Origin of the sequence: Mesorhizobium sp. CA14, from assembly GCF_020165195.1 — a bacterium.
GTDB lineage: Bacteria > Pseudomonadota > Alphaproteobacteria > Rhizobiales > Rhizobiaceae > Mesorhizobium.
The window spans coordinates 74638-92697 of record NZ_JAIUHR010000014.1; the positions used below are offsets into that span (position 1 = coordinate 74638).

The 18060-nt window shown below is 65.0% G+C and carries 15 protein-coding genes; 12 read left to right on the forward strand and 3 right to left on the reverse strand.

Annotation, left to right across the window (positions count from 1 at the left end; genetic code table 11):
* Nucleotides 1-14: 14 nt before the first annotated feature.
* Both LB565_RS16640 and mutY read right to left on the reverse strand, forming a co-directional pair.
* A complete protein-coding gene (locus tag LB565_RS16640; RefSeq protein ID WP_224585795.1) occupies nt 15-626 on the reverse strand; it encodes an HAD family hydrolase in 612 nt (203 codons plus the stop codon).
* A complete protein-coding gene (gene mutY / locus LB565_RS16645) occupies nt 623-1762 on the reverse strand; it encodes an A/G-specific adenine glycosylase (protein WP_224585797.1) in 1140 nt (379 codons plus the stop codon). Before mutY ends, LB565_RS16640 begins: the two co-directional genes overlap by 4 nt.
* Before the next feature lie 33 nt (nt 1763-1795).
* Between mutY and LB565_RS16650 the strand changes: the two genes are divergently transcribed.
* The 11 genes from LB565_RS16650 to LB565_RS16700 all read left to right on the forward strand — a co-directional run bounded on the left by LB565_RS16650 (nt 1796) and on the right by LB565_RS16700 (nt 15473).
* Complete coding sequence (locus LB565_RS16650) at nt 1796-2305, forward strand: DUF721 domain-containing protein (protein WP_224585799.1); 510 nt, start codon at nt 1796-1798, stop codon at nt 2303-2305.
* 154 nt (nt 2306-2459) lie between these two features.
* Complete coding sequence (locus LB565_RS16655; RefSeq protein WP_224585800.1) at nt 2460-3221, forward strand: DsbA family protein; 762 nt, start codon at nt 2460-2462, stop codon at nt 3219-3221.
* A gap of 63 nt (nt 3222-3284) precedes the next feature.
* Nucleotides 3285-6746, forward strand: coding sequence for a chromosome segregation protein SMC (smc, locus tag LB565_RS16660; RefSeq protein ID WP_224585802.1), 3462 nt, complete (start codon nt 3285-3287; stop codon nt 6744-6746).
* Nucleotides 6747-7223: 477 nt separating this feature from the next.
* Nucleotides 7224-8018: a FadR/GntR family transcriptional regulator gene (locus LB565_RS16665; RefSeq protein ID WP_224585804.1), complete on the forward strand. Its 795-nt coding sequence runs from the start codon at nt 7224-7226 to the stop codon at nt 8016-8018.
* 62 nt (nt 8019-8080) lie between these two features.
* Complete coding sequence (locus LB565_RS16670; protein WP_411970657.1) at nt 8081-9742, forward strand: IlvD/Edd family dehydratase; 1662 nt, start codon at nt 8081-8083, stop codon at nt 9740-9742.
* A gap of 8 nt (nt 9743-9750) precedes the next feature.
* A complete protein-coding gene (locus LB565_RS16675; RefSeq protein WP_224585808.1) occupies nt 9751-10530 on the forward strand; it encodes an SDR family NAD(P)-dependent oxidoreductase in 780 nt (259 codons plus the stop codon).
* Between the two features lie 25 nt (nt 10531-10555).
* Nucleotides 10556-11554: an AraD1 family protein gene (gene araD1 / locus LB565_RS16680; protein ID WP_224585811.1), complete on the forward strand. Its 999-nt coding sequence runs from the start codon at nt 10556-10558 to the stop codon at nt 11552-11554.
* 50 nt (nt 11555-11604) lie between these two features.
* Nucleotides 11605-12630 carry an ABC transporter substrate-binding protein gene (locus LB565_RS16685; RefSeq protein ID WP_224585813.1) on the forward strand — a complete coding sequence of 342 codons (1026 nt, stop codon included), beginning with the start codon at nt 11605-11607 and terminating at the stop codon, nt 12628-12630.
* 76 nt (nt 12631-12706) lie between these two features.
* Complete coding sequence (locus LB565_RS16690) at nt 12707-13807, forward strand: ABC transporter ATP-binding protein (protein ID WP_224585815.1); 1101 nt, start codon at nt 12707-12709, stop codon at nt 13805-13807.
* Nucleotides 13804-14676, forward strand: coding sequence for an ABC transporter permease (locus LB565_RS16695; protein ID WP_224585817.1), 873 nt, complete (start codon nt 13804-13806; stop codon nt 14674-14676). The genes LB565_RS16690 and LB565_RS16695 overlap by 4 nt, the downstream gene beginning before the upstream one ends.
* Nucleotides 14673-15473, forward strand: a complete 801-nt coding sequence (locus LB565_RS16700) for an ABC transporter permease (RefSeq protein ID WP_224585819.1) — start codon at nt 14673-14675, stop codon at nt 15471-15473. Before LB565_RS16695 ends, LB565_RS16700 begins: the two co-directional genes overlap by 4 nt.
* A 51-nt stretch (nt 15474-15524) precedes the next feature.
* On the opposite strand, the gene LB565_RS16705 is transcribed toward LB565_RS16700, so the two are convergent.
* Nucleotides 15525-17240 (reverse strand): HAD family hydrolase, encoded by a 1716-nt coding sequence (locus tag LB565_RS16705; protein ID WP_224585821.1) that lies wholly within the window; start codon nt 17238-17240, stop codon nt 15525-15527.
* 248 nt (nt 17241-17488) lie between these two features.
* Between LB565_RS16705 and LB565_RS16710 the strand changes: the two genes are divergently transcribed.
* Complete coding sequence (locus tag LB565_RS16710; RefSeq protein WP_224585823.1) at nt 17489-17998, forward strand: anthrone oxygenase family protein; 510 nt, start codon at nt 17489-17491, stop codon at nt 17996-17998.
* The last annotated feature ends 62 nt before the right edge of the window (nt 17999-18060 follow it).

Genomic DNA, 18060 nt, shown 5'->3' on the forward strand with positions numbered 1-18060 from the left:
GCAAGCGATTCAGATCAGATCGCAATCCCCAGCCGTTCAAGGTCCGCTTTAAGCGTCCCGGCATCGGTGAACAGCACCGCCTGCCAGCCGGCGGCCCTGGCGCCCTCGACATTCTTCTGGCTGTCGTCGATGAACAGCGTAGCGGCAGGCTCGAGACCGAACGATGCGACATGGTGTTCGTATATGGCCTGATCCGGCTTGATCTGGCGGATGTCGCCCGAGACGGTCACGCCGCGCGGGCTGTTGAGGAAGTCGAAACGCTCGCGGGCCTCGGCAAACGTGTCGGAGGCGAAATTGGTCAGCATGGTCACGTCGTAGCCGCTGGCGATAAGGCTCTCCATGATGGCGACACTGTCGTCATAGGCGTGCGGCACCATGTCGTGCCAGTGCCGGCGAAAATTGCGGATGTTCTCCGCGTGGCCGGGATGCTCGGCAATCAGCAGCGCCTCCGCCTCTTCCCAGGTCCGGCCGCGGTCCTGCTCGATGTTCCAATCGCTGGTGCAGACATTGTCGAAGAACCATTTCCGCTCTTGCGCATCGGGGATCAGGCGGCTGAACGCAAGGTTCGGATCGTAATGCAGCAGCACCTTGCCGATGTCGAACACGATATGGCGAATTTCAGTCATGCGGGCCTCTTTGCACTGTGCGACGAGGGTTTTTTCGTCGCGCCCGGTATCGCCGCTTCAATTGCCTTTTTCATGACAGTCGGCAGCGCTTCCCCGGAAATTTCATGGGCCAGCGACCAGAAATGCCCCGCGGGCGCATCGCCTTTGATGTGGGCATGGAAGATGTCGAGTTCGAGCGCGAAATGGGTGAAGACGTGCGCGATCTGCCCAGCGCGACGCCAATCGGCTGGAAAGGGCGCGGCGTCGGCCGTCGTGGCGCCGTCGACCCGCGCGGTCCAGCCTGTGGTCGGCACCTCGGTCATGCCGCCGAGCAAGCCCTTCGCCGGCCGCTTGCCCAACAGGATGGCGCCGTCGTCACGCTCGGCGACGAAGGCAGCACCCTTGCGCAGCGGCTTGTCGTCCTTCGGCAGGCGGACCGGGAAGCGTTCCGGATCGCCGGTGAGGATGGCGCTGCAATCCTCGCGCACCGGGCAGAGCATGCAGCGCGGCCGCTTTGGCGTGCAGATTGTTGCGCCGAGATCCATCATCGCCTGGGCGAAATCGCCGGGCCGCGTCCGCGGCACCTGCTTCTCGACCAGCGCGCGGATTTCGGGTTTCGCTTCGCTGAGCGGCGTTTCGATTGAATAGAGCCGGGTCATCACCCGCTCGACATTGCCGTCGACGACCGCCGCCGGCCGGTCGAAGGCGATCGCCGCGATCGCCGCCGCGGTGTAGGCACCGATGCCGGGCAATTCGCGCAAGCCCGCCTCGGTGTCGGGAAAGCGTCCGCCCCGCAGCGCCACGAGGTCGGCGCAGGCCTTCAGGTTGCGCGCCCTGGAATAATAGCCGAGCCCGGCCCAGGCCTTCATCACGTCCTCGGCGGGCGCCGCCGCCAGCGCCTCGACCGTCGGCCATTTCTCGACGAAATTGCGGAAATAGGCCTTCACCGCTTCGACCGTGGTCTGCTGCAGCATCACCTCGGACATCCAGACGCGATAGGGATCGGCCCTCACGCCGCGCGCAAACGCGCCCGGGGCGACGCGCCAGGGCAAGTCGCGGTGGTGGGCGTCATACCAAGCGAGCAGGCGGGACGCGATGCCCGTATCGCCGGACGTAGCCTGCTGTGATGCCTTGCGGGTCTGGTTTAGTGGTGCCATTGATCGGATGAACTGGGGACTTGGAGAACGCACATGGCAGGGAAAAGGCCCTTCGGCAATCCCGTTCCGGTCAGCGATCTCGCGACCGAGATCCTCGATCCGGTGCTGAAGAAGCGCGCCGGCATCTCGATCGGGCTGGTACAGTCCTGGGAAGAGATCGCCGGGCCGCGGCTCGCCAGCCATTCGCGGCCGGAGAAGATCCAGTGGCCGCGTCGTCTGCATGAAGACGATCCGTTCGAGCCGGCGACACTGATTATCGCCTGCGAAGGCATGGCGGCGCTGCATCTGCAGCATGAGGCCGGCGAGGTCATCAACCGCGTCAACGCCTTCCTGGGCTTCAACGCGGTCGGCCGCATCAAAATCCTGCAAAAACCGGTGCTTTCGCAAAAGGCGCGGCCGAAGCCGGCGCCGCGGCCTTTGAGCGAGGCCGAGAAATCGAAGCTTTCGCATCTGGTCGGCAAGATCGAGGATGACGGCCTGCGCGCGTCGCTGGAGCGGCTTGGTGCCACAATTATGGGTGAAAGGAAGCCGAAAGGGTCGTAAGAAGCGTCATGAGTGCGTCACCAATCTCGCGCATTCGTGATGCTTACGATCGAGTTTCGCGATTGGATTGGGGATCGCGATGCCTTAATTCGCGCCAACTCTCGCCTTTTCTAGCCCTTGCATTGCAAAATCCAACCGATATCAGGTGATTCGCATGAACCGTGCCCCGTTTGGCAAAAGCCCGTTTGGCAATAGCTTGTCTCGCAGAAACCTTCTGACCACGCTGGCTGCTGTTCCTGCGGTGGCGCTGCTTGCGGCATGCAGCGACTCCGGCGAGGAGGCCAAGGCCGCCGATGTGAAGCCGGCCAACCCGTCGACGCCTGCCAAGCCGGCCGCCACGCCGGCGGCGGCCCAGGTACCCGAGGCGCAGGGCACCGTAGACATGGCGGAGTTGCTCAAGCCCGGCGCGCTGCCCGACAAGCAGCTCGGCAAGGACGACGCCAAGGTCACTATCGTCGAATACGCATCCATGACCTGCCCGCATTGCGCGCATTTCAACGACACCACCTTCCCGCAGTTGAAGTCGAAATACATCGACACCGGCAAGGTCCGTTACATCCTGCGCGAATTCCCCTTCGACCCGAGCGCCGAGGCCGGCTTCATGCTGGCGCGCTGCTCCAAGGACAACTACTTCGCCATGGTCGACGTGCTGTTCAAGCAGCAACCGAGCTGGGTCGGCGTCAGCAACACCAAGGAAGCGCTGCTGCAGATCTCCAAGCTGGCCGGTTTTACACAGGAGTCCTTCGAGGCCTGCTTGACGGACCAGAAGCTTCTAGACGATGTGAGAGCAGTCCAGAAACGCGGAGCGGACGAGTTCAAGGTCGACTCGACGCCGACCTTCTTCATCAACGGAAAGACCTACAAAGGGGCGATGTCGATTGAGGAAATGTCGGCCATCATCGACCCTCTGCTCTGACATCCAGGCCGCGCCGAAGCGGTCCGGCTTCGGCGCGCACGCCTGTAGTGTTGGGCGGCGCGAATGAAGTTTTCGCGCCTTCGCCTCCTCGGTTTCAAGTCCTTCGTCGAGCCCGGCGAGTTCGTCATCGAACGCGGGTTGACCGGCATTGTCGGGCCGAATGGCTGCGGCAAGTCGAATCTCGTCGAAGCTTTGCGCTGGGTGATGGGCGAAAGCTCCTACAAGAACATGCGCGCGTCCGGCATGGACGACGTGATCTTCTCCGGCTCCGGTGCGCGGCCGGCGCGCAACACCGCCGAAGTCACGCTTTTCCTCGACAATACAGACCGCACCGCGCCTGCCGCCTTCAACGATGCCGATGAGTTGCAGGTCTCGCGCCGCATCGAGCGCGAGGCGGGCTCGCTCTACCGCATCAACGGCAAGGAAGCGCGCGCCAAGGACGTGCAGCTTCTGTTCGCCGACCAGTCGACCGGCGCGCGCTCGCCTTCCATGGTCGGCCAGGGCCGCATCGGCGAGCTGATCCAGGCAAAGCCGCAGGCACGCCGCGCGCTGCTCGAAGAAGCAGCCGGCATTTCCGGCCTGCATACGCGCCGCCATGAGGCGGAGCTGAGGCTGAAAGGGGCCGAGCAGAATCTCGAGCGGCTGGACGACGTCGTCGGCGAGTTGGAAGGCCAGATCGACAGCCTGAAGCGTCAGGCGCGCCAGGCCTCGCGCTTCAAGAACCTGTCGGCCGACATCCGCAAGGCGGAAGCGACGCTTCTGCATCTGCGCTGGACGCTCGCCAAGACCCAGGAAGGCGAGGCGCGTTCGGCGCTCGCCGTCGCCACCACGCTGGTCGGCGACCGCGCCGCCGCCCAGATGGCGGCCGCCAGGGAGCAGGGCATCGCCGCGCATCGATTGCCGGATCTTCGCGACGCGGAGGCCGCCGCCGCGGCCGCCTTCCAGCGCCTGTCGATCGCCAAGACCCAGCTCGAGGAAGAGGCCGGCCGCATCCGCGCGCGCCAGACCGAACTCGAACGCCGCCTGCAGCAGCTCGACGCCGACATCGCCCGCGAGGAACGGATGGTGCGCGACAATGCCGACATCCTCGAGCGCCTGCGCGCCGAGGAGGCTGAGCTCAACTCGGACAATGCAGGCGCCGCCGAGCGCGAGGCGACCACGCGCGCCGCCTTCGAGCAGGCCGGCGCGACGCTGTCGCAGAGCGAGGCAAAACTTGCCGCGCTGACCGCCGAGCGCGCCGAGGCCGCAGCCTCGCGCCACCAGATCGAGCGCAGTTTGCGCGAGACCGCCGAGCGCCGCGGCCGCTTCGCCCGCCAGCTCGCCGAGGTCGACCGCGAGCTTTCCGACATCGTCGCGCGGATTTCCGGCTTGCCCGATCCGGCCGAAAAGCGGCTTCTGGTCGAGGATGCGCTTGCCCGGCTGGAAGAGAGCGAGGCCGGCGCCATTTCCGCCGAACAGGCCGTCGCCGAGGCGCGCGCCGCCGAAAGCGCCGCTCGCCCGCCGCTGCAGGACGCCAGGGCGGAACTGGCGCGCATCGAGACCGAGGCGCGCACGCTGGCGAAGATCCTCAACGCCACCAGCGGCGGCGATCTTTTCCCTTCGGTGCTTGAGCAGATCAGCGTCGAGCGCGGCTATGAGACGGCGCTGGGTGCGGCGTTGGGCGAGGACCTCGATGTCCCGCTCGACCGCAGCGCACCGGTGCATTGGGGCGAAAGCGCGATCCAGCCAGGCGATGCGTCACTGCCCGAAGGCGTGAAAAGCCTTGCCAGCGTGGTGCGCGCGCCGGCGCAGCTCGCCCGCCGTTTGGCGCAGATAGGCATCGTCGATACCGCGGACGGGCGCCACCTCCAGGCGCAGCTTTCGCCCGGCCAGCGGCTGGTCAGCCGCGACGGCGCGCTCTGGCGCTGGGACGGCCTGACCGCGAGCGCCGACGCCCCGACCGCCGCCGCGCTGCGGCTGGCGCAGAAGAACCGTCTGGCCGAGCTCGATGCCGAAGCCGTGCAGGCGACGCGCGTCGTGCGCGAGGCCGAGGAAGCGCTGGCGCGCGCCGAGCAGGCGATGCGCCAGGCAAGCGAGGCCGAACGCAATGCGCGTCAGGCCGGCCGCGACGCCCAGCATGCGCTGGATGCCGCCCGCAACGCCTTGGCCGAGGCCGAGAAGGCCGGCGGCGAGCTGGTGAGCCGGCGCGCTGCTCTGGATGAAGCCCGTGCCCGCATCGTCGACAGCCATGAGGAGACGCAGGCCGCCTTCCTCGAGGCAGAGGAGATGCTGAAGGACGCGCCCGATCTCGGCGATCTCCAGCTGCAGCTCGAACAGGCTTCCGCCAACGTCTCGCGCGACCGCGCCACGCTTGCCGATGCGCGCGCCGTGCATGAAGGGCTGCGGCGCGAGGCCGAGGCGCGCATGCGCCGGCTCGATGCCATCGGCGCCGAGCGCAAGAACTGGCTGGAGCGTGCCGAAAATGCCTCGACGCAGATCGCCGCGCTTGGCGAGCGCAAGGCGGAGGCCGAAGCCGAACGCGAGCGGCTGGCCGATGCGCCGGATGAGATCGACGCAAAGCGCCGCGCGCTCTTGACGCAACTTTCCGAGGCGGAGGCGCTGCGCCAGGCAGCAAGCGACCGCTTGCAGGAGGCGGAGAACAAGCAGGCGGAGCTCGACAAGGCGGCGACCGCCGCCATCCAGTCGCTGGCCGAGGCGCGCGAGACCCGCGTCCGCGCCGAGGAGCGGCTGACAGCGGCCGACGAGCGCCGCGCCGAGGTCGAGGCGCGCATCCAGGAAGCGCTGAACACACCGCCGCATCTGGTCATCAAGCATACCGGCCTCGAAGCCGACGATCCGATGCCCGACATGGCCGAGATCGAACGCCAGCTCGACCGGCTGAAGATCGAGCGCGAGCGGCTTGGCGCCGTCAACCTGCGCGCCGAGGAAGAGCAGAAGGAGCTATCCGACAGGCTGGAGACCATCGTCTCCGAGCGCGAGGACATCATCGAGGCGATCCGCAAGCTGAGGCAGGCGATCCAGAGCCTCAACCGCGAAGGGCGCGAACGGCTGCTGTCGGCCTTCGAGGTCGTCAACGGCCATTTCCAGCGGCTGTTCTCGCACCTGTTCGGCGGCGGCACGGCCGAATTGCAGCTGATCGAGTCGGAAGATCCGCTGGAAGCGGGGCTGGAAATCCTCGCCCGCCCACCGGGCAAGAAGCCGCAGACCATGACGCTGCTGTCGGGCGGCGAGCAGGCGCTGACGGCGATGTCGCTGATCTTCGCCGTCTTCCTCACCAATCCGGCGCCGATCTGCGTGCTCGACGAGGTCGACGCGCCGCTCGACGACCACAATGTCGAGCGCTTCTGCAACCTCATGGACGAGATGTCGAAGACCACCGAGACGCGCTTCGTCATCATCACCCACAACCCCATCACCATGGCGCGCATGGACCGGCTGTTCGGCGTCACCATGGCCGAGCAGGGCGTCAGCCAGCTGGTCTCCGTCGACCTGCAGGCCGCCGAGGCGATGCGCGAGGCGAGCTGAGGCAGTTCCCCAGGGCTCTGCCAAGGCTATCGCCTCGAGATCGTTTCCGAAGGCATGAAGCGGACGCTTGCCGACCGGCTCTCGCTAGGCGCGAGCACCATACTGCCGGTGCCTTCCCTCTGGACCGGTTGAAGGCGTCGGTGAGGCCGCATTGGCAACTCGATGGTCCCGCCCGGCGAAGGTGAAGCGGCCGCCTCTTATACGATTGGGAGTAGGGGACAAGCGGAAAGCAGGCCATCGCGTCCGCACCGCGGCTGTCGAGCGCGGCGGGTCCGGCGGGACGTAGCCAGTCGACGGCAGCCCGTTTTTCTGCCACCGGTGCGACGCCATCGCGCGGCGACGGTCGGGGCGATCCCGACCGTCGCCAGACCATCCCGCGATCGTGACCAGCCCACCCGCGCCCCTTGTCTCAAAATTCCCGTCCATCCTCTCCCCAGCGGCTTGACTCTCATCGTCGTCTGAATAAAGACATATCATATGAATAGTATGAAGAACACAAAATCCTTCAGCACCGCCCGCACGTCGCGGGTCGTAGCGGCAGTCGCCAGCGGCTCGACGGCGCTGCATGCGACAGTCGTCGAGCAGATAGGGTTGCGTATCGTGCAGGGCGATTTCCTGCCGGGCGAGGCGCTCCCCAATGCCGACGATTCCAGTGAGATGCTGGGCGTCAGCCGCACCGTGCTGCGCGAAGCGATCAAGGTCCTGGCGGGCAAGGGGCTGGTCGAGTCGCGGCCGAAGATCGGCACACGGGTGCGCCCGCGCTCCGACTGGAACTTCCTCGATCCTGACGTCCTTTCATGGCGCTACGCGGCGGGCGTCAGCGCCGAGGACGTCACGGCGCTTTTCGAGCTGCGCCGGGCGATCGAGCCGATGTCGGCTGCGCTCGCGGCCAAGCGCGCGACGCCGTCGCAGCTTGCCGAGCTGAATGCAGCTCTCGCCGAGATGGAAGCCGTGGGCGACGACGGCGACCGCTTTGCCAAGCCCGACCTCGTCTTTCATCAGACCATCCTGCGCATGACGGGCAATGAACTGATCGGCTCGCTGGCGGCGCTGGTGGAAACGGCACTGATGATGAGCTTCCGTCTCTCCAACGACAATCCGGAAGGGCAGCGCCACTCGCTGCCGCTGCATCGCGAGGTGGCCGAGAAGATTGCGGCCGGCGATGGAGGCGACGCGCAGCAGGCTCTTCTCGTGCTCATCGACAACGCCGAGGAAGATGTTCGCCGCAGTGTCGAGAACCGCAACAGGCGCCGTAAGGAACAGAGTTCGTGAGCCAGCAAAAGCGAAACCTGCGGTCGACGGCATGGTTCGGCGGCGAGGGCAAGAACGCCTTCATGCACCGCAGCTGGATGAAGAACCAGGGCATTCCGGCCGACGCGTTCGACGGCCGCCCGGTAATCGGCATCTGCAACACCTGGTCGGAGCTGACCCCATGCAACGCGCATTTGCGGGCGCTCGCCGATCACGTCAAGCGCGGCGTCTATGAGGCCGGCGGCCTGCCTGTGGAATTCCCCGTCATGTCGCTCGGCGAAAGCAATATGCGACCCACGGCCATGCTGTTCCGCAACCTGGCGAGTATGGATGTCGAGGAGTCCATCCGCGGCAACCCGATCGATGGCGTCGTGCTTCTGGTCGGATGTGACAAGACCACGCCGGCCCTGCTGATGGGCGCGGCCTCGTGCAACCTGCCGACCATCGCGGTGTCCGGCGGGCCGATGCTCAACGGCAAGTTCCGCGGCCAGGACATCGGTTCCGGCACCCATGTCTGGAAATTCGCCGAGGAGGTGAAGGCCGGCCGCATGAAGGTAGAGGATTTCCTGGCGGCCGAGCAGGGCCAGAGTCGTTCCGCCGGGAGCTGCATGACCATGGGCACCGCTTCCACCATGGCCAGCATGGTCGAGGCGCTCGGCATTGGCATGCCGCACAATGCCGCCATACCGGCGGTCGACTCGCGCCGTGGCGTGCTTGCACAGCTTGCAGGACGGCAGATCGTCGACATGGTGCACAAGGACGTGACGATTTCGCAAATCCTCACCCGGCAGGCCTTCGAGAACGCTATCCGGGTCAATGGCGCCATCGGCGGATCGACCAATGCGGTGCTGCACCTTATCGCGATCGCGCATCGCGTCGGTGTCGATCTAAGCCTCGACGACTGGGATCGCCTCGGCCGCGATGTGCCGACCATCGTCGATCTGATGCCATCGGGACGGTTCCTGATGGAAGATTTCTACTACGCCGGGGGGCTGGCTGCGGTCATGGCGTCGCTGGATGGGGCGGGGTTTCTCCACCGCGATGCCATGACCGTCAGTGGAAAGACGATCGGCGAACTGGTCGACGGCGCGCCGAATTATAACAGCGAGGTGATCCGGCCGCTCGACCGACCGCTGACCAGCGAAGGCGGCATATCGGTGCTGCGCGGCAACCTCGCACCCAACGGAGCCGTCATAAAGCCTTCGGCGGCGACGCCGGCGCTGATGCAGCACCGGGGCAGGGCGGTCGTCTTCGAGAATATCGAGCACTATTACGCCCGCATCGACGATCCCGACCTCGATATCGACGCCTCCTCCGTGATGGTGCTCAAGAATTGCGGGCCACGCGGCTATCCCGGCATGGCCGAGGTAGGCAACATGCCGCTGCCGGCGAAGCTCCTGAAGCAGGGTGTGTCCGACATGGTGCGCATCTCCGATGCGCGCATGAGCGGCACCGCCTACGGCACTGTGGTCCTGCACGTCGCGCCGGAAGCGGCGGCGGGCGGCGCGCTTGCCCTGGTTCGCGATGGCGACCTCGTCGAGCTCGACGTAGCGGGCCGGCGTCTCGAATTGCTGGTTTCCGAGGAGGAGCTTGCTGCCCGCAGGGGCGACTGGAAGCCGCCGGCGTCACCCCAAGGCGGCTACCAGAGCCTTTACGTCGAACGTGTCCTGCAGGCCGACAGGGGCTGCGATTTCGATTTCCTCGTCGGCCGCCGCGATGCCGGCATTCCTCGCCATTCGCATTAGGTGCCGCGATGACCACCGAGACCAGCAGCTATGCCATCTACCCCAGTCTCAAAGGCTGCAGCGTCTTCGTCACCGGCGGCGGCAGCGGTATCGGCGAAAGCCTGGTGCGCCATTTCTGCGCGCAGGGGAGCCGCGTCGCCTTCGTCGATCTGGCGGTCGAGCCTTCCCGAGAACTGGTCGCTACGATCGCCGCTCAAGGCCATCCGGAGCCGCTTTTCATTCCGTGCGACCTGCGCAATGTCGAGGCCCTGCAGGCGGCCGTCGAGCAGGCGAAGGAGCATAACGGCCCGATCCAGGCTCTGTGCAACAATGCTGGCAATGACGACCGCCACCAGACCGCAGATGTGAGTGTCGCCTATTGGGACGACCGCATGGCGGTCAACCTGCGCCACCAGTTCTTCGCCGCGCAAGCCGTGCGCCCTCAGATGAAGGCGCTTGGCGGCGGCTCGATCATCAATTTCGGCTCCATCACCTGGATGGTCGGCGATCCGGACTGCCCCGCCTATGTGACGGCGAAGGCGGCCGTCTACGGCATGACGCGGGCGCTCGCCCGCGAACTCGGCCCCGAGCGCATCCGTGTCAACTGCATGGTGCCCGGCTGGGTGATGACGGAGCGCCAGATGCGCCTGTGGCTGACGCCGGCCGGCGAGCGCCAGATCGAGGAAAGGCAATGCCTGCCGGACCGCCTTCAGCCCTCGGATGTCGCCCGCATGGCGCTGTTTCTTGCCGCCGATGACAGCCGCATGTGCTCAAGCCAGCAATTTATCGTCGATGGCGGCTGGGTGTGACCCGGCGAGAAGGAAAGATAGGTTCATGCGTCTCGTTCAGTTCAACTTGCCCGATCGCACCCGTCACGTAGGCCGCGTCAGCGCCGACGGCGATCAACTCCACCTCCTTCTCGGCACGGGCACGGTTCTCGAACTTGCCACGGCGGCTATCGCCGAGGGCAAGCCCATCGCGTCGCTTGTCGAGGAGCGGACCGGCAGCGAAAAAGTCGATTACGATCAGCTGCTGCGCGAAGCCCGCGTGCTTGTCCCGGTCGATCATCCGGAGCCGGCGCGTTTCCTCATCACCGGCACCGGCCTGACACATACGGGAAGCGCTGCCGCGCGCGACAAGATGCATGTGCTGACCCACGGCAAGGATGCTACCGAGTCCGACTCGCTCAAGATCTTCCGCATGGGACTGGAAGGCGGTAAGCCCGCGCTAGGTAAGCTCGGCGTCCAACCCGAATGGTTCTTCAAAGGCGTCGGCACCTGCGTCGTCCCGCCTGGTGCTGCGCTGCCGCTGCCGGCCTTCGCCAAGGCGGGCGCCGAGGAGGCCGAGATCGTCGGCCTCTACCTCAACGGACCAGACGGCCGCCCCTATCGCATCGGCTATGCGCTGGGCAACGAGTATTCCGACCACGTGACCGAGGCCGAGAATTATCTCTACCTAGCGCACTCGAAACTCCGCTCGTGTTCGATCGGTCCCGAGCTGCTGATCGGCGAGCTGCCGCGGGAGGTGCGCGGCTCTTCCCTCATCCGCCGCGACGGCGCGGTCATCTGGGAGCAGGAATTCCTCTCGGGCGAGGAGCACATGTCGCACTCGATCGCCAATCTTGAGCATTATCATTTCCGCTACCCGATGCACCGCCGGCCAGGCGACTTGCACGCCTATTTTTTCGGCGCGGCGGTGATGAGCTACGCCTCTGGCATCAAGACGGCGCCAGGCGACGAATACGAAATCCAGGCCCCGCAATTCGGCAAGCCGCTGCGCAACCGGATGCAGGCTGTGCCGGACGAGGGGCTGGTGGCCGTCACCCCGCTGTAACGGCAAGACCCGCAGACTGAGATCAACAGAACAACAATGGGAGAATGATCATGCTGTTGAAGAGACTGCTTTTAGGGATAGCGAGTGTCGGCCTGGGCATCGGCCTGATGGCTTCGTCGGCGCTCGCCGCAAACCTGCGCGTGCTGGCCTGGGACGGCTATGCCGACGCCGACTGGGTCAAGCAATTCACCGCCGAGAGCGGCATCGGCGTCGATGTCGTCTTCATCGGCAGCGACGACGAGATCTGGGCCAAGATCAAGGGCAGCGAAGGCCAGGACTTCGATGTCTTCGCCGTCAACACCGCGCAGTTGCAGCGCTACATCAAGGCTGATCTGGTAAGCCCGATCGACCTCGCCAAGCTGCCCAACCAAAAGGAGGTGCTGCCGCGCTTCCGCGACCTCACCCAGGTCAGCGGCGTCACCAAGGACGGCAACGTCTATGGCATCCCGTTCTGCTTCGATTCCATCGGCCTGATCTACGACACCGACAAGGTGAAGCCGGCACCGACCTCGATGTCGGTGCTGTGGGATCCGGCCTACAAGGGCAAGGTGCTGGCCTATGACAATGGCGAGCACAATTTCTCCTTCACCGCGCTGACGCTGGGCTACAAGGACCCGTTCAATCTCAGTGCCGAGCAGATGGCGGCGGTCAAGGCCAAGCTGGTCGAACTGAAGCGCAACGTGCTCAGCTTCTACACCACCGCCGACGAGGCCCAGCAGATCTACCAGAACAACGACGTCGCCCTGATCTGGGCCAATTACGGCCAGCAGCAGGTCAAGGCCTTGCAGAAGATCGGCGCCCACGTCGCCTACATCAATCCGAGCGAGGGCGCGCTCGCCTGGCTCGACAACTGGGTCATCTCAAAAGGCGCCCGCGACAAGGACGCGGCCGAGAAATGGATCAACTTCATGGTTAGCAAGAAGGTCAGCGGTGCGTTGTCCGAGCGCACCGGCTTCGGCAACACCGTGGTCGAGTCGAGCAGCGCCGGCAGCAACGACAAGCTGGTCTGGCTCAACAATGTCGAGGATCCGACCAAGCGCTCCGATCAGTGGAACGAGATCAAGGCGACGCCCTGATATCCTTCCGCCGAGCTTTGAAGGACCTGGCGGTCCGGGCACCGGGCCGCCAGCATTGTGTTTCTGGAAGTTTGTGATGAACCAGAACTGCGACCTGCTCACGCTGCGCTCCGTCTCGAAGTCCTACGGCACGGTTCCCGTGCTCTACGACATCGATCTCGCGATCCGCGATGGCGAGTTCCTGACCGTGCTCGGGCCGTCCGGTTCGGGCAAGACCACGGTGCTCAGGCTGATCGGCGGTCTCGAACCGCTGACCTCGGGCGAAATCCGGCTCGATGGCCAGGACATCAGCGACATGCCGATCAACCGGCGGCCCTTCAACACCGTCTTCCAGGACTATGCGCTGTTCCCGCACCTTACCGTCGCCGGCAATGTCGGCTACGGCCTGTCGGTTCGCCACGTGGCGCGCAAGGAGATCGCGGAACGCGTGGCCAAGGCGTTGGAACTGGTGCAACTAGGGCGCTTTACCGAACGCTTTCCGGCCCAGTTGTCGGGCGGCCAACGGCAGCGCGTGGCACTCGCGCGTGCGCTGATCTGTCAGCCGCGTCTCGTCCTGCTCGATGAGCCGCTCGCAGCGCTCGATCTCGAACTGCGCCGGCAGATGCAGGAATTCCTCAAGTCCATCCAGCGTGAGGTCAAGACCACCTTCCTGTTCGTGACCCACGACCAGGAGGAGGCCATCGGCATGGCCGACCGGATCTGCGTGATGGAGGCCGGCCACATCCGCCAACTAGGCACGCCCCATGAGCTCTACTACAAGCCGAACTGCGAGTTCGTGGCGCGGTTCTTCGGCGAGAACAATCTTGTGGCGGGCACGCTCGGCGAGACGCGAGGCGAATTCCGCGCGATCGAGACGGCGCTCGGCCGGCTCGTCTGTTCGGTCGCCGACCAGCCGCATCTCAAGGCTGCAGCCACCGGCGCCCGCGGCTTCGCCGCCTTCCGCCCCGAGGCACTGCACCTTGCCGGTGACGGCGATGCCGGGAACCGTTTTTCCGGCGCCATCGCCGATCTTGCCTTTGCCGGTTCCTCGACGGTCGCCACCATCACGGCTGGCGGCGATGCCGCGCAGCGCCTCAGGCTGCGCTTCCCGAGCCGGATGGACGGCAGCGTCCTGAGGGCTGGCGAGACCGTGGCGCTTTCCTTCGCGCCGCATGAAGGCCATCTGGTGCTGGCATGAGCAGCGCTGGCCTGGGGCGTCCCATCGCCTTCCGCTGGTCGCCGCTGGTCACCGCGCTTGCCTTTGCGCTACCGGTGGTATTCGTCCTTGCGCCGCTCGCGATCTTCCTCGTCTACAGCTTCTTCAGCGTGGACCAGGGCCAGATCGTCTACGCGCCGACCCTTGCCAATTATCTCCGCTTCTTCACCGACCCGGTCTTCCTCCCGGTGTTCTGGCGCACGATCGTGCTCTGCCTCTCAGTGGCGGCGATCTCGATCCTGCTCGCCTATCCGACAGCCTATTTCCTGACCACGCTGCACGGCCGCTGGCGTTACGTGCTGCTGATGCTGCTCATGGTCCCGCTCTTAATGAGCTACGTCATCAAGATCTACGCGATCCGCAGCATCCTCGGTCTCAATGGCTTTCTCAACAAGGCGCTGGTGGGGCTGGGCATCATCGCGGAGCCGTCGACGCTGTTCGTCTTCAACATGAACGCCATCCTGCTTACGCTCACGCTGCTCTTGATCCCCTTCGCGATCCTGCCGATCTTCCTGGCGTTGGAGCGCATACCGCAGGTGTTGCTGAGCGCCTCCCACGACCTTGGCGCGAGCAACCTGCAGACTTTCCTGAGGATCACCCTGCCGCTTTCCTTGCCGGGTGTCGCCTCGGCGGCGAGCTTCGTCTTCGTGCTGGCGATCGGCGACTTCCTCACGCCGCAGATGGTCGGCGGGATCAGCGGCTTCACTTTCGGCCGTATCCTCTACAGCCAGTTCGGCACCGCCTTCAACTGGCCCTTCGGCGCCGCCCTCTCGGTGGCGCTGGCCATGGTGGTCATCGCCGCGATCCTTGCCGGCGAGCGCTTCGGGCGCAATCGGGGGGCTTCGCTGTGATCGTCGTGCCTCGCCTGTCCACGATCCTTCTGGCCGCTGTCACCGGGGTGGTCGCCGTGCTGCTCTACAGCCCGCTCTTCGTCCCGATCGTCTCTTCCTTCTTTCCGGTGGCGCGCGGTGAGGTCGACTGGTCCTCGCCCACCGTTTCGACCTATGTCGCTCTGGCCGGAAATCACGAGATACTTGCGGCCTTGCGTGCCACGCTTGTCGTCGGGCTCTGCACGGTCGTGCTTGCGGTGGTCAGCGGCACGCTGCTTGCCCTCTATTATCACGGCCGCCGCGCCGGCCGCTCGCTGCTGCAGTTCATCGTTTTCCTGCCGTTCCTGACGCCGCCCATCATCAGCGGCCTGGCGCTGTTGATCTTCTTCCGCGAAATCGGGCTCGAACGCTCGCTGCTGACGGTCATCGTCGGTCATACGGTCTTCGTGCTCGCCATCGTCTACCGCACGGTGCTGACGCGCTTGCAGTCGATGAGCCGCACGCTGGTCGAGGCCTCCTACGACCTCGGCGCGACCAAATGGCAGACTTTCTGGCGCGTCATCCTGCCCAACTTGTCGAGCGCGATGGCCGGCGGCGCCATCCTGGCCTTCGCCCTTTCATTCGACGAGACCATGATCACCATTCTGGTCACCGGCACCCAGACAACGCTGCCGGTGCGCCTGTGGGCGATGATGCGACTCGGTTTCTCGCCGGATATCAACGCGCTGGTGGCGTTGATCCTGATGTTTACCGTCTTGCTCTGCGCTCTTGCGGCCAGGTTCCTTGTTCCGAGGCAGATCGCCACGCAGCGCAGTTGAAACGGGACTCACCGGGCAGCGGAGCCGGCGGAGATCCGGCCAATGCAAAGGTCAGTCCCTCTCCGGAGCGGTGGCAGGCGCGGTATAGCGGCGGCGCACGGCGTCGATCACCAGCTTGCGGCTCTCGTCGGCTGACAATGTCTTGTCCTTCTCGGCTTCGGCCGTCTCTCGCGCGAGCTCCTTGTCCCTGATCTGCTGGCGGAACCATTTGGAATAGTCGCCGGCGCGCAGATGGTATTCCCATGTCTTGTCGTCGATGCCTTCTGCCATCTGCGCGAAGATGATGAGATTATGGGCTCTGAGGTTCATCGCCTTCTTCGGCCCGGTGAAATAGAAGCTGCCCGCCTCATCGAGCTCGCCCTCGGCATATTTGCGGCTGTGCCGCTTCAGCGACTGGTCGGGCTCGATCGCCTTGACCGTGAACGGTTTCTTGCCGCCGTGCGGCCGCCAGAACAGCACCCGGTCGCCCTTGGGCAATGGAATGTCCTTTGGCGCCTGGAGCCCTGTCTCTTTGCAGAAGGTCTTGATCACGCCCTTCGCCTTGGGCCCAAGCGCGATTACCGCTGTCACCAGGCCGAGCGCATCCGTCGAGATTGCCTCGGGATGGACAGTGATCAGCACGGTGCCGGGCAGCTCGACCGAAAGTACGGATCGCGTATCTCCGCGTCGCTTCGGCATCAAATGATGCGCCTCGTCGATGATCAGCCAGTGCGGCCTTGCCGTGCGATAGCGGACATTGCCGAGGCCGGGCAGCAATTCGGCGAAGAAGTCGGGCCGCTCATCGACCTTCAGCGCCAGGCCGTTGACCACGACATTGGTCTGCGGTTTCTCGATCAGTTCCAGCAACTGTTCCTTGTTCGGCGCGGTCGAGCCGTTGCCGAGCGGCACCGCGCCTTTCAGTCCGTCATAGTCGCCCTCGGGGTCGAAAATACAGAATTGCAGCCCCTTTTCGACCAGCCCTTCCGTGAGCGCCGTCGCCAAAGTCGATTTGCCGATGCCCGAGCTCCCGGCGATCAGCACCGTTTCCATCGGCGAGAGATAGATATTTTTCCCGCGCGAGGTCCCGAGCAGCGCGCCGCGCAAGCGTTTCTTAGCCAGCAGGTGATCGTGCTTGATCAGCTTGGCGATCAGCTCCTCGACGCCCTTGCCGCGCGCCTCCTTGGTGACGAGGTCGGCGGTTTCCTTGACGGCGGGCAGCGCGTTGGCCACCGCGACGCTGCAGCCGGACGACCTGAGGAAGGCGTGGTCGTTTTCGGCGTCGCCAACGGCCACGACATTGTGCGGCGACAGCTTCAGGTCCTCGAGCGCCGCCGCCATCCCGGTCGCCTTGTTGATGCCGGAAGGCAGGATCATCACCGCGCCCTTGTTGAAGATGATCTCCAGCTCCAGCCCAAGCTGCTTGATGACGTCGAGCACGGTGGCCTGATGCGGCTCCCAGGTGGCGACGATCGAGCGGCCGACCGACAGCGGCTTCACGCCGCGCTTCTTGAGCCTGTCGACGAGATCCGCGGAAGGCGAGGGCGAGATCGTGCGCTCTTCCTCGCTGGCCGGCGTGTAGATCAGCGCGCCGTTTTCGGCGACCACCTTGTCGAACAGGGAAAGTTCGGGAAATACCTCCTTGAGATCGGGCAGTTCCCGCCCGGTGACCAGGATCAGCTTGCGCCCGGATTTCTTCAGCCTCTCCACAGCCGAGATCGTGCTGGCCGCGACCAGGCCATCATGCGCCAGCGTGCCGTCATAGTCGGTGGCCAATGCCATGAAATACATCGGTTGAACCTCTCCGCGGGCCGTTTTGTCGGTTTGTCTGGAACGAACAACGCCTGTCGGCGGAAAAGGTTTAGGCCGACGTTGGCGTCGAAACGATCGCGGCGTTTCGCCCAGCTCACGGCGCATCCAGCGCGCCGCCCAGCGGAATTGAAGCGTACGCCGATGGGAACCCGGTCAGCAGGATCACGTTCGGTCTTGACGAGGTTGCTTCTGCACAAGCGCTCAAGCTGGAGTGAGAGGCCGATCCGATGTATGTCTTTCTGGAGGTCCTGACCGTCATCCTTGTGGCGGGGGCGATGGCTATGGCGCTCGCCCACGCGCTGGAGCTGCCGGGCAAGTTGCGACTCGGTAGGCAAGAGTATTTCGTTGTCCAACGCATCTACTATCCGGGTTTCACGATTGGAGGCGGCGTCGCGGAAGTCGGTGGGATCCTTGCGACGTTTGCACTGATGCTGACGTCGAGCGGTCCGCTCCAAATCTGGCTGATCGCCGGCGCCTTGATCGCGCTCCTCGCCATGCAGCTTGTCTTCTGGTTCATGACCCAGCCGATCAACAAACACTGGCTGCAGGACGTGGAATTGAACGCGCCGGCTAAGCGCTTTTTCGCCAGCGAGGGCAGCGACGGAGCCACGCTTGCGCCAGCGCAGGAGTGGACGGCGCTGCGCAACCGCTGGGAACTGTCGCACGTTATCCGCGCGGCACTGGCGTTGCTGAGCCTTATCCTGCTCACCACCGCAATCGCCATTCAAGGCGCCTGATGTCCGACCGGCTTTCCGGTCAAACCACGCGATGCTGCTTCAAAGGCGTTGGCCGATCATCC